Below are 10,940 nucleotides of genomic sequence, written 5' to 3'. Positions count from 1 at the left end.
GGCCAACTGCGCGAGTCTCGTCGTGTCGGCATTTCTCGAGCCGCCGGCCCAGCGCGGCTGGGTGCTGCGGCATATCAGCGAATGATCCGCGGCGACGCCCGCTTCCGCGTCGTCCTCGACCCGAGGGAATGAGGCAGACATGTACGATCGGCCGCTGGACGGAGCCGTCGCGCTCGTCACCGGCGCCAGCAGCGGAATCGGCGCCGCGACCGCGCGTCGCCTCGCCCGCGAGGGCGCGGCGGTCGCCCTGGCCGCCCGTCGCCGCAACCGCCTGGACCAGGTCGCGAACGACATCGCGAAGCTAGGAGGAGCGGCGGTCGCGATAGAGGCCGACATCACCGAGCCCGAACGCGCCGACGATATGGTCCAGGACACGCTGGACCGGTTCGGGCGCCTGGACATCCTGGTCAACAACGCCGGGATCATGCTGCTCAACTCGGCGCTGCACACCACCATCGAGGAGTGGGATCGGATGATCTCGCTCAACGTGGCGGCGCTGTTGCACGTCACGCACGCCGCCATCCCGCACCTGATCTACGCGGCGTCGACATCCCCGCGGCAGGTGGCGGATCTGGTGAACGTCAGCTCGACGGCCGGGCGAGTCGCCCGGCCTGGGAGCAGCGTCTACGGCCTGACCAAGTTCGGCCTGAACGCGTTCACCGAATCGCTTCGCCAGGAACTGCTCAGCGAACGCGTCCGGGTCAGCGTGGTGGAGCCCGGCTCCGTGGACACCGAGCTGGTGAACCACGTCAGCGACACCACCCGGGACGCGGCCCGCCGGCAGCTCGACGGAATCGAGGCGCTGCGGCCGGAGGACATCGCGGACGCGATCAGCTACATCGTCACGCGAGAGCGGCGGGTCGCCGTCAACGAGATGCTGGTTCGTGCCGGCGACCAAACATGGTAGCCGCGCCTACTCCGCTGGAGACGGTCGCGCTCGTCGCGCAGCGGGGAGGCAGGGTGCAGTAGGTGTGGTTGAACTCTTCCTGCGCGGTACGGATGGGGCTGCCCGAGGCATGATCCGACAGCCGCGGATCGGGTCGCATCGGGCGCACGGCGGCCAAGTCCATCGAGATCGGCTCGCCGGTTGGCCCGGACTGCGGGGTCGTACAGGTCGCCGGCCTCCCGGCGACCGCGACACGCACACCACCGTCGACGAGGCGCGCGACTGGGCGCGACACTCCCAGGAACCGTTCGACGTCAAGATCTTCCCCGGCGGCCACTTCTACCTGACCGAGCAGGCCCCCGCGGTCCTGACCACGATCCGCGAGCACTTCGCCACCGCCCCGCCCCGGTCATGAGTGACCTGCTGCCACGGGCGGTGGCGCGGCCTCGCCGCCGACGACCCTTCGGGCCGGCCACCGTGACGGCAGGTCGACCAGTGCAGGCTGTGACAGTGAGTTCATGATGACCTCGACGAAGTCGGTGTGCCGGAATCCGGGCACGAAGTGCTCGAGGACGGCCTCGACGAACGGGAAATGTCAGGCGAGGATCCTGACGATGCCCGTGAACAGGGCGGGCAGGCGGCGGGCGGCGGGCACCACCAGCCGGGCCGTGCCGGGGCGGCGCGCGGCCTGCACCAGCGCGCCCGTCAGCAGCCGATGGGTGCGAGACAGCCGCAGCCACGCGCCGTCGTAGTCCTCGGGCCGGTCCTCGGCCAGGCACCTGACCAGCAGTTCGGCCGAGCGCACGGCCAGCGAGACGCCCTCGCCGGTGAGCGCGTCCACGTAGCCGGCGGCGTCCCCGACCAGCAGGACGCGTCCCGCGCGGCGGGCGCGCACGGCCTGGCGCAGCGGGCCCGCGCCGCGCACCGGGGTGACGGCCGGGCCGCACAGGCGGCGGCTCAGGTCGGGGAAGCCGCGCAGGTGCTCGTCGTAGCCGCGCCGCACCGAGCTGAGTATCGCGACGCCGATCAGGTCCCGGGCGACGGGCGTGACGTACGCTTCGCCGGCGCCCGACCAGTGGACCTCGACGAAGTCGGTCCACGGCTCGATCCTGTAGTGCCTGCGCTGGCCGTACCTGCGGGGTTCGCGCGCGGGCAGGTCGAGGCCGAGGGAGCGGCGCAGCGGCGAGTGCAGCCCGTCGGCGGCCACCAGCCAGCGTGCCCGCAGCCCGGCGGCCTCCACGCCGTCTCGGTCCTGCTCGACGCGGGTTATCTTGCCGGTGACCGTCTTGACGCCCAGTTCGGCGGCCCGCCGCGTGAGCGCGGCATGCAGATGCGTACGGCGTAAGCCCAGCCCGGGAGCGGCGGAGAAGGCGGCCCGCACCTCCCGCCGCCCGTCGAGGTAGCGGATGCCGCGGAACTCGCGCCCCTCGACCTCCACCCCTATTGCCTCCAGCGCCGCCACCCCGCCCGGCATGACGCCCTCGCCGCACGCCTTGTCCACGGGACAGGCACGCGGCTCGACGACGACCGCCTCCATCCCCGCCAGCGCCGCATGAACGGCCGTCGCCAGCCCCGCCGGGCCGCCGCCTGCGACGAGCACGTCGATCACGACGTCACCGCCCCGAGGCGAGGGCGAGAGCCGCGTTCTCACATCGGATCCGCACCACCATCAGCGCGGCGTTGAGCACCGTGAACGGCAGCGCGGTCATCCAGGCCGTGTGCACCAGCGGCAGCGCGAGCCCCTCCATCGCCACCGCCACGTAATTGGGATGCCGCAGCCACCGGAACCGGTAGGGGCCGCGCGTCACCAGCGGCAGGCCGGGCACCACGATCACCTGCGTGTTCCAGCGCGGCCCGAGCGAGATGATGCACCACCACCGCAACCCCTGGGCCGCCACGACGAGGGCGAGCATCGGCCAGCCGAGCGCGGGAAGGAAGGGCCGCTCCGCCAGCGCGACCTCCAGCGGCGCGCAGACGAGCAACCCGGTGTGCAGGGCCACCATCCACGGATAGTGCCCCTGACCGGCTACGACACCGCCGCGCGTCATGCTCCACGCGGCGTTGCGCCGGGCGACGACCAGCTCGGCCACACGTTCCAGGCCGACCAGCACGACGAGTATCAGATACCAGGTCATAAGGCGGTCACCAGCAGTCGGGTCATGGGCGCGGTCACCAGCGGATCAGGACGAGTTCCGAGCAGAAGCCCGGCCCCATGGCGATGATCAGTCCCCAGGTTCCCGGCTCGGGCTGCCGGGTGGCGAGGGTGTCACCGAGCACCTGCAGGACCGAGGACGAGGACAGGTTGCCGTTGGCCGCCAGCGAGCGCCATGTCACGTCGAGCGCGTCCGCGGGCAGGTCGAGCACGTCCGACACGGCTTCGAGTACCTTCGGCCCGCCGGGATGGCATACCCACGCCGTCACCTCCCCGGCCGTCACGCCGTGCTCGGCCAGCAAGCCGTGCACGTCGTCGGCCAGGTATCGCCGCACGACCGCCGGGACGCTCGCGTCCAGCATCACCCGGAACCCGGTGTCGCCCACCTGCCACCCCATGACGTGCTCGGAGCCCGGATACAGGTGGCTGCGCGTGGCCACCACGGTGGGACCGCCCGCCCCGCGTCCGCCGCCGCAGGCCACCACGGCGGCCGCGCCGTCGCCGAACAACGCGCTGGCGACGAGGTTCGCGGGCGAGGAGTCGCCCCGCTGCACGGTGAGCGAGCACAACTCCACCGACAGCAGCACGGCCACGTGGTCCGGCCAGCCGCGCAGATAGTCGTGGATCCTGGCGATGCCCGCCGCTCCGGCCACGCAGCCCAGGCCGAAGATGGGCACCCGCTTGACGTCGGGCCGCAGGCCGAGCGCCGCCGCCAGCCGGGCGTCAACGGAGGGCGCGGCGATGCCGGTCACCGACGTGAACATGATCATGTCCACGTCGGTCGGCTCCAGTTCGGCCGCGTCCAGGGCGGCCTTCGCACTCTCGAGCCCCAGGTCCACGGCGACCGAGACGAAGGCGTCGTTGGCGGCGCCGAAGCCGTTGAGCTTCTCGTACTGCTCGATGGGCAGGGCGAGGTTGCGGTAGTCCACCCGGGCGCTGCGGTGCAGGCGATCGAGGAGGCGCCGGTCGGCGTTCTCCGGCAGGCACACGCGGGCGGCCATGTCGGTGAGCTCGGACTGTGGGTATCGGTGGGGAGGAAAAGCACAACGCACTGCGGCGATACGGGTCATGCAGTTCTCCCTCGGCAGCCGACAGCTCTCACTCCCGCACGTTTCCCGTTCAAATGGTCATTTAAGCCACGAATGGGGCGTAGGAAAACTCGGCGGCGATCGCCGGGTCTACGATCATCTTGTGACTGACCCCGACCCCGTGGCCGCCGCCGTCGTGCGCGATGGCCCGGGGCGGCTGGCCGTCGGACTGGCGCGCGCGTGCCATCCCGGCCCGACCGCGGCCGTGACCGCTCTGGTCACCGCGCTGGCCGTGGCCACGGGGCGCGACGCGGTCGGGTGCGTGCTGGCGGGCGCGGCCGTGCTGACGGGGCAGCTCTCGATCGGCTGGTGCAACGACGCGATCGACGCCGAGCGGGACGCGGCGACCGGGCGCGCGGGCAAGCCCGTCGCGGGCGGCACGGTGAGCGCGCGTGCCGTCTGGATCGCCGCTCTTGTGGCGCTGGCCTGCTGCGTGCCGCTGTCGCTGGCCTCCGGCTGGCGGGCGGGCGCGCTGCACCTCGCGGGGGTGCTGGCGGCCTGGGGGTACGACTTCGGGCTGAAGGCGACACTTCTGTCGTGGGTGCCCTACGCCGTGGGGTTCGGCGTGCTGCCGGCCTTTGTGACACTGGGCCTGCCCGGTGAGCCGTGGCCCGCGTGGTGGGCCATCCTGGCCGCGGCGCTGCTCGGTGTGGGCGCGCATCTGGCCAACGTGCTGCCGGACATCGCGGGCGACCTGTACACCGGCGTACGCGGCTGGCCGCAGCACATGGGCACCGCCCGCGTACGGCTTCTGGTCCCCGTGCCGCTGCTGGCCGCCACCTGCCTGCTCGTCTTCGGCCCCGGAGGCGCCGCCCCCGGGGTGGCGGGCTGGCTGGCCGTAGCCGCCGCCTCGGCCCTCGCGGCCACAGGGCTGCTACTGGCCGCCAGGTCCTCACGGGTGCCGTTCGTCACCGCCGTCGCCGTGGCGGCCGTGGACGTGATCCTCCTGGTCGCCGGCGGCGCGTCGCTCACCGCGTGACCTGCATGGCTCCACGCCCGCTCACCGCCCGGCGCGCAGGGATCCGCGCAGCCACCGCATCCCCACGGCCAGCGCGAGCGGCGCGGGCACCGTCCCGGCCCCGAGCCCCACCTCCACCAGCAGGTCGAACACGTTCTTGCGGCGCGCGGCGGTCTCGATCGCCGCGTCGATGAAACCGGGGGACTGGGCCAGCCGGGCCAGCACGTCGGTGGTGCGCAGGTGCCGTCCGAGCGCCCCGCGCAGCTTGCCCCGGTACAGCGCCAGCGGATCGCCCGGCGACTCCACCGCCGCCTCGGCCGCCAGCCGCCCGGACAGCAGCGCGTAGTAGATACCCTCGCCGGTGAGCGGGTTGATCAGCCCTGCGGCGTCACCGGCGAGCAGGACCCGTCCAGCGCCGGGCGTCGGCCGCCCGGTCGAGAGCGGCAGGTGGTGGGCGCGCAGATCGCGGGCGGGCCGGTCGGGCAGCAGCTCGGCGAGCCTGCCGTGCAGCACCTGACGTCCGGGCGCGCCCGCCGCGCGCAGCCGGGGCAGCAGCATGCCGAAGCCGACGTTCGCGGTGCCGTCGCCGATGGGGAACGACCACGCATAGGCCGGCCAGCCCGCCTTTTGCATGGCGATGAGCTGGACATCGTCCTGCTCGGGCACGTCGGCATAGCCGCGCACGGCGATGGCGGTGTGCTTCTCGGCGGCGGCGCCCAGGCCGATCAGGCGGCGCACGACCGAGCCGGCCCCGTCGGCGGCCACCACCGTACGGGCCCGCAGCCGCCCGTCGATGACCACCCCGGACCCGTCGAAGACGAGATTCTTGACGCGGTGGCGGCGTACCTCGACGCCCCTGGCCCGCGCGGCGGCCACCAGGCGAGCGTCGAACACCCGGCGCGGCACCACGTGATTGGGCCGCGCGGCCTCGGCGGAGACCCGCACCCCGCCCGGCGAGACCACGGTCAGGCGGGGAGTGGGCCGGTAGTCGTCGATGAGCGCGGGCAGCCCCAGCAGGGCCAGCTCGTCGCGCCCGTGGGCGGCGATGCCGTCGCCGCACGGCTTGTCACGGGGGAAGTCGGCCCTGTCCAGCAGGAGCACGCGCAGTTCCGGGCGTAGTTGCGCGGCCCGCAGCGCCGCCGCCGAGCCCGCCGGTCCCGCTCCCACGATCGCCACGTCCCACATGTCGCCCATGCGAGGTCTGTCCCACCGCACGCACGATCGGAAACTCATCACGTTCCGCCGGCGCGACCCCGAGCTCGCTCCACCCCTGACCGGCGCCAGGCGCGACGCACGGGAAGGTCTCAGCCAAGCGGCTGCTGCCGTTGGCCCAGGCCGCCGCCGAGTATGGCGGGTCGGCGCGGAACTTCCGTCGCCTGGTCGCGCAGGTCACGAAGGCCTGGCGGCGCGACCATGTTTGACGCCCTACAACCTGATCCATGGCAACGGGCACCGGCCTCACCAGTCGCGGCAGCAACGGCCCCCGGACATCGCGACACACCCTCCGCGACGTGACCGACCTCAACGACCTGCAATCTATCCGCCGAAAACCGGTAGGCGCCGGCTTGATCAGCGAGCACCACCACGCCGCTTAACCGCAGCTCAGAACACGTGACACAATTTTCGAGCGGGACACCCAGAAAGCGAGCCTGGGGGGTCGGCGTCCATTGCGGAATCCTATACGATCTTCCCCAATGACCCCTGTTCGCGTTGGGAGCCCGTAAATGCCCGATGAGCACCGCTCAGGCCTCGCCGCGAAGATCAATGCCGGCGTGCCGCACGCGGCGCGCATCTGGAACTACTGGATGGGCGGCAAGGACAACTTCGATGCCGACCGCGCCGCGGGCGACGCCGTCGCCAAGGTCTATCCCGATATCGTCACGATGGCCAAGCAGTCGCGGCGTTTCCTCATCCGCGCCGTGCGCCACCTCACCGCTGAGGCGGGCGTCCACCAGTTCCTCGACATCGGCACGGGCCTGCCCACGATGCAGAACACCCACGAGATCGCCCAGGGGATCAGACCGGACGCGCGCATCGTCTACGTCGACAACGACCCGCTGGTCCTCGTGCACGCCCGCGCCCTGCTGAGGAACACCACCCCCGAGGGCGTGACCACCTACGTCGACGCCGACTACCACGAGCCCGAGCAGATCATCTCCGACGCCCGCAACGTGCTCGACTTCACCAAGCCGATCGGCGTGATGTTCATGGGCGTGCTCGGCTACGTGGAGGACTTCGACGAGTTGCTCTCCATCGTGCGCAGGGTGATGGACGCCGTCCCCTCCGGCAGCTACCTGGTGCTCTGGGACAGCACCGACACCGGCAACGCCGTCAATGAGGGCAGCGCCAAGCTCGCGGAGAGCGGGGCCGTGCCTTACTACCTGCGCAGCCTTGAGCAGTTCACCGAGCAGTTCGCCGGCCTGGAGCTGGTCGAGCCGGGGGTGGTGCCGATCGCGCGCTGGCGCCCCGGCACCGACACGGACGAGCCGATCGACGCGTACGGCGCGGTGGCGCGCAAGCCCTGAGCGGGTTCGGCGCGGGTCAGGGCGCCTTCACCACCGCGTCGATCGGACTCACCAGCGCCGCCCAACCGGCCGTCCCCGTCTCCAAGTACGGAATCGTGCCGCCCGGCTGATCTACCGCGAGTGCCTGGGCCCCTTTAATCTCTCGTAGAGATCACGAGAACGCGGCGGAACGCATGCGGGAGAAGGGACGCCTGCTCAATGGACGCCCGAGCGCATTCCTCGGACCTGCCGGAGACGGTCGGCCCGTACCGCATCGTGGGACGCCTGGGCATGGGCGGCATGGGTGTCGTCTACGCCGGCGTCGACGCCTCCGGGACACGTGCCGCCGTCAAGCTGATCCATCCCGCCCACACCGGGGACGACGAGTTCGTGGCGAGGTTCGCCAGGGAGGTCGGCGTGCTGCGGCGGGTGGGCGGCCTGTGTACGGCGAAGGTGCTCGGCTCCGACATCGGCAGCGGCACCCCCTGGGTGGCGACCGAATACGTGCCCGGCCCGACGCTGGAGCGCCGGGCGCAGGACGACGGCCCGCTCTCCGGCGACGAACTGTACGGCGTGGCGGCCGGATTGGGGGAGGCGCTCACCGCGATGCACGCCGCCGGGGTGGTGCACCGGGCCCCTGGCTTACCGTTCAATCCTGCCCAGATCCTCCTCGACCCCCTAAGAAACTGATATATGTAGATATCTTTCATTGACGTTCGTATATTGGTTAAATATCTTCATCTGCGCTTCCCCTCAACCCCCCGGAGGGCACAGCCCGTGAAGATCATCACTCGTTGGTTAGCCACCGTCGTGGCAGCCTCTCTGGTTCTGCTCGGCCCCGCGGACCCCGCGACTGCCGCGACCACCACGGTCGACAACGCCACCGCCGAACGGTTCATCGCCGGCGCCGACTGGGGCACGTCGGCATGGTCCGCGCAGCGGTACGGCGCGGACTACCGGTTCGCGACACCGAACACCGTCGCGAGCGACGCCGCCTGGTTCAAGGCGTCGATCGCCGCGGCCGGGGCCCACCTGGTCGAGGTCTGGTATCCGGCGGACGCCGGCTACAACAGCGCCACCCCGTTCATGGTGGCGACCACCGGCGGCACCCGCAGTGTGGTCGTCGACCAGCGCGCGAACGGTGGCCGCTGGGTCAGTCTCGGCGCGTTCACCTTGGCCGCCGGCGACTACAACGTGGTCGGCGTCAGCCGCTGGACCAGCCAGCCCGGCTACGTCGTCGCCGACGCGGTCCGGATCACCTCGTCGACCGGAGCGGTCTCGTTCTCGCTGCCCCTTCCGCGGAGCTCGCTGCCGCGCAGCGAGTACGACGACCCGCACCACGACTATCCCGCGATCGACCTACCGGTCGGCACCGGCACTCCGGCGTACGCTGTGCGCGCCGGCACGGTGACGGTCATCGACGACAGCTCGTGCGGGCGCGGCATCAACCTGACCGGAACCGACGGGGCCATCTACACGTACTGCCACTTCTCGTCGTGGTCCGTCTCCAACGGCGCGTCGGTCGGCGTCGGGCAGCAGATCGGGCTGACCGGCAACACCGGCAACTCGACCGGTCCGCATCTGCACTTCGGCATCCGCACCGGCAGCACCCGGCGGTGCCCGCAGAACTTCCTGCTGGCCGTCTACGACGGCGCCACGCCGCCGGCGGCGAGCAGCCTGCCCACCACGGGCTGCTTCTACGCCGGCCGTTCGACGGAGCCGGTCATACCGCTCGGCTAACGGTGTCAACGGCGGGCCCGCCGGCGCCCAGCCGGCGGGCTCAGCCGAACTCCACCGTCGGCGACGGAGTCAGGTCAGCCGTCAGTCCGAAGTGGTCGCTGCACCAGACTCCGTCGACCGGCTGGTCGTGCACCCGCTGGCAGGAGTCGATGACCAACGACGGGCCACCGTGCGCCAGGCAGCGCACCATAGGTTTTTCGCGATCTGCTCGACGGTGTTCTCCATGCCGTGGCGCCGGGTGGCCTCGCGGAGCGCGACCCGGTTTGCGTTCGCGGCGGCCCGACGGCCGGGAGCGCGGCGTCAGGCGGCGCTGTCCGGCACCCAATTCTGTACGGTCGGCCAGGCCGGCACGTCCGACAGGCCCGCGTAGCGGATCTTCCCGGCCTTGGTGAGGTCGTCGAAGGTCCGCATGACCTCCTCGACGGGCGTGATCCGGTCCCACGTGTGCAGCAGGTACAGGTCGATGTAGTCGGTGCGCAGACGGCGCAGTGACGCCTCGACCGCCCGGATCATGTGCTTGCGCCCGTTGCCTCCCGCGTTCGGGTCCGCGGGATCGACGCTGTTGGTGAACTTGGTGGTCAGCACCACCCGGTCGCGCACCCCGGCCTCCGCGATCAGGTTGCCGAGGATGGTCTCGCTCTCGCCGGCGGTGTAGAAGTCGGCGGTGTCGACGAAGTTCCCGCCCGCTTCGAGGTAGCGGCGGAAGATCGGGCGGGCCTCCTGCTCGGTCTTGCCGTACGCGGCGTGGAAGCCGCCGGTGCCGAAGTTCATCGTGCCGAGCGCGAGCCGGCTGACGCGCAACCCCGAGCGTCCGAGCAGGTAGTAGTGGTCCACGGGCATGAGGGTGTTACTCCGTTCGAAGGCCGTTCCGTACCGTGCGGACCACAGCCTGCGCGGTGAAAAATGGACTGTCAAGTCCAAATTTGGATCGTCAGTTCGCTGGGAGACGGTCGGCCCGCAGGTAGGCGAGGCCCATGTCGAGGGCGGCCTCCAGGTGCGTCGTGCGGCCGGTGGAGAGCTGGATCAGCACGCCGCCCTGGATGCACGCGAGCAGTGCGGCCGCCGCCTGGTCGGGGTCGAGGCCCGGGTCAATCTCGTCCGCGGTCTGCATGTGCCGGACACCGGCGGCGATCTCGGCCTGCCAGCGGTTCATCAGCTCGGTGACCACGGCCTGGGCGCCGGGTGTGTTGCCGCGCAGCTGCGACATGACGGAATTGAGCGGGCACTGGCGGCCCTGGTTGCGGTAGCGCTCGACGACCCGGTCGCGCCACTGTTGCCAGGCGTCCCAGGAGGTGAGGTCGCCGAGCTGGGGCTGCTGGTCCTCCAGCACGCGGTCGGCTTCGAGGCGGGCCACGGCCAGCAGTAGTTCCTCCCGACCGCCGGGGAAGTAGTGGAAGAGCTGGCTCTTGCTCGTCGACGTCCTGGCCATGATGTCGTCGAGCGTCGTGTCGGCCACACCGTGCTCGCGGATGTGCATGGCAGCGCCTTCGAGGACGCGTTGCCGCGTCGCAGTTCCTTTGCGCGTCAGCGGACGCATGACAAGCCTTCCAGATTGGACGTGGAGGTCCAGTCTATGGCTTCGTACGGAGAAGCCTTGTGCGAAGAAGGGCAT

13 protein-coding genes are annotated in these 10,940 nt (G+C 71.2%); 6 read left to right on the top strand and 7 right to left on the bottom strand.

What is annotated here, in order from left to right; translation table 11 throughout:
- Positions 1-139: 139 nt before the first annotated feature.
- Both ITP53_RS05745 and ITP53_RS05740 read left to right on the top strand, forming a co-directional pair.
- Positions 140-907: an SDR family NAD(P)-dependent oxidoreductase gene (locus tag ITP53_RS05745; protein WP_195894232.1), complete on the top strand. Its 768-nt coding sequence runs from the start codon at positions 140-142 to the stop codon at positions 905-907.
- 109 nt (positions 908-1,016) lie between these two features.
- The gene (locus tag ITP53_RS05740) at positions 1,017-1,301 is read left to right on the top strand and encodes a thioesterase domain-containing protein (protein ID WP_195894231.1); all 285 of its coding nucleotides are present in this window, start codon (positions 1,017-1,019) and stop codon (positions 1,299-1,301) included.
- 180 nt (positions 1,302-1,481) lie between these two features.
- Here the strand turns inward: ITP53_RS05740 and ITP53_RS05735 are convergent, their stop codons facing one another.
- The 3 genes from ITP53_RS05735 to ITP53_RS05725 are packed head-to-tail and all read right to left on the bottom strand — an operon-like array spanning position 1,482 to position 4,108.
- On the bottom strand, positions 1,482-2,495 hold the full coding sequence (locus tag ITP53_RS05735; protein WP_195894230.1) for an NAD(P)/FAD-dependent oxidoreductase: 1,014 nt from the start codon (positions 2,493-2,495) through the stop codon (positions 1,482-1,484).
- A 4-nt stretch (positions 2,496-2,499) separates the two neighbouring features.
- Positions 2,500-3,021: an isoprenylcysteine carboxyl methyltransferase family protein gene (locus ITP53_RS05730; protein ID WP_195894229.1), complete on the bottom strand. Its 522-nt coding sequence runs from the start codon at positions 3,019-3,021 to the stop codon at positions 2,500-2,502.
- Positions 3,022-3,055: 34 nt separating this feature from the next.
- The gene (locus ITP53_RS05725; RefSeq protein ID WP_195894228.1) at positions 3,056-4,108 is read right to left on the bottom strand and encodes a type III polyketide synthase; all 1,053 of its coding nucleotides are present in this window, start codon (positions 4,106-4,108) and stop codon (positions 3,056-3,058) included.
- 121 nt (positions 4,109-4,229) lie between these two features.
- On the opposite strand from ITP53_RS05725, the gene ITP53_RS05720 reads away from it, so the two are divergent.
- Complete coding sequence (locus ITP53_RS05720) at positions 4,230-5,105, top strand: UbiA family prenyltransferase (RefSeq protein ID WP_328814071.1); 876 nt, start codon at positions 4,230-4,232, stop codon at positions 5,103-5,105.
- A gap of 21 nt (positions 5,106-5,126) precedes the next feature.
- Here the strand turns inward: ITP53_RS05720 and ITP53_RS05715 are convergent, their stop codons facing one another.
- Positions 5,127-6,278 carry an NAD(P)/FAD-dependent oxidoreductase gene (locus ITP53_RS05715; RefSeq protein ID WP_236050484.1) on the bottom strand — a complete coding sequence of 384 codons (1,152 nt, stop codon included), beginning with the start codon at positions 6,276-6,278 and terminating at the stop codon, positions 5,127-5,129.
- Between the two features lie 530 nt (positions 6,279-6,808).
- Here ITP53_RS05715 and ITP53_RS05710 point away from each other — a divergent pair.
- The 3 genes from ITP53_RS05710 (at position 6,809) to ITP53_RS60105 (ending at position 9,328) form a co-directional block, all read left to right on the top strand.
- Positions 6,809-7,609 carry an SAM-dependent methyltransferase gene (locus ITP53_RS05710; RefSeq protein WP_195894225.1) on the top strand — a complete coding sequence of 267 codons (801 nt, stop codon included), beginning with the start codon at positions 6,809-6,811 and terminating at the stop codon, positions 7,607-7,609.
- Between the two features lie 198 nt (positions 7,610-7,807).
- Complete coding sequence (locus ITP53_RS05705) at positions 7,808-8,278, top strand: serine/threonine protein kinase (RefSeq protein ID WP_195894224.1); 471 nt, start codon at positions 7,808-7,810, stop codon at positions 8,276-8,278.
- A 120-nt stretch (positions 8,279-8,398) separates the two neighbouring features.
- Complete coding sequence (locus tag ITP53_RS60105) at positions 8,399-9,328, top strand: golvesin C-terminal-like domain-containing protein (protein ID WP_328814069.1); 930 nt, start codon at positions 8,399-8,401, stop codon at positions 9,326-9,328.
- Positions 9,329-9,368: 40 nt separating this feature from the next.
- On the opposite strand, the gene ITP53_RS05695 is transcribed toward ITP53_RS60105, so the two are convergent.
- From ITP53_RS05695 to ITP53_RS05685, 3 genes are all read right to left on the bottom strand, one after another.
- Positions 9,369-9,518, bottom strand: a complete 150-nt coding sequence (locus tag ITP53_RS05695) for a hypothetical protein (protein WP_195894223.1) — start codon at positions 9,516-9,518, stop codon at positions 9,369-9,371.
- Positions 9,519-9,628: 110 nt separating this feature from the next.
- Positions 9,629-10,162 carry an aldo/keto reductase gene (locus ITP53_RS05690; protein ID WP_328814067.1) on the bottom strand — a complete coding sequence of 178 codons (534 nt, stop codon included), beginning with the start codon at positions 10,160-10,162 and terminating at the stop codon, positions 9,629-9,631.
- Positions 10,163-10,259: 97 nt separating this feature from the next.
- Entirely contained in the window at positions 10,260-10,865 is a 606-nt protein-coding gene (locus ITP53_RS05685; RefSeq protein ID WP_195894222.1) for a TetR/AcrR family transcriptional regulator, read from the bottom strand.
- Positions 10,866-10,940 lie beyond the last annotated feature (75 nt).

Origin of the sequence: Nonomuraea cypriaca (assembly GCF_015645445.1) — a bacterium.
Classification (GTDB): Bacteria; Actinomycetota; Actinomycetes; order Streptosporangiales; family Streptosporangiaceae; genus Nonomuraea; species Nonomuraea cypriaca.
The sequence above is the reverse complement of the archived record's forward strand: the minus strand, read 5'-3'. Positions and strand labels throughout refer to the sequence as shown.

Bases quoted from the DNA above. Each gene is read 5' to 3' on its own strand.
- ITP53_RS05745 (WP_195894232.1), top strand. From the start codon at position 140: ATGTACGATCGGCCGCTGGACGGAGCCGTCGCGCTCGTCACCGGCGCC.
- ITP53_RS05740 (WP_195894231.1), top strand. From the start codon at position 1,017: ATGATCCGACAGCCGCGGATCGGGTCGCATCGGGCGCACGGCGGCCAA.
- ITP53_RS05730 (WP_195894229.1), bottom strand. From the start codon at position 3,021: ATGACCTGGTATCTGATACTCGTCGTGCTGGTCGGCCTGGAACGTGTG.
- ITP53_RS05725 (WP_195894228.1), bottom strand. From the start codon at position 4,108: ATGACCCGTATCGCCGCAGTGCGTTGTGCTTTTCCTCCCCACCGATAC.
- ITP53_RS05715 (WP_236050484.1), bottom strand. From the start codon at position 6,278: ATGGGCGACATGTGGGACGTGGCGATCGTGGGAGCGGGACCGGCGGGC.
- ITP53_RS05710 (WP_195894225.1), top strand. From the start codon at position 6,809: ATGCCCGATGAGCACCGCTCAGGCCTCGCCGCGAAGATCAATGCCGGC.
- ITP53_RS05705 (WP_195894224.1), top strand. From the start codon at position 7,808: ATGGACGCCCGAGCGCATTCCTCGGACCTGCCGGAGACGGTCGGCCCG.
- ITP53_RS05695 (WP_195894223.1), bottom strand. From the start codon at position 9,518: ATGGTGCGCTGCCTGGCGCACGGTGGCCCGTCGTTGGTCATCGACTCC.
- ITP53_RS05685 (WP_195894222.1), bottom strand. From the start codon at position 10,865: ATGCGTCCGCTGACGCGCAAAGGAACTGCGACGCGGCAACGCGTCCTC.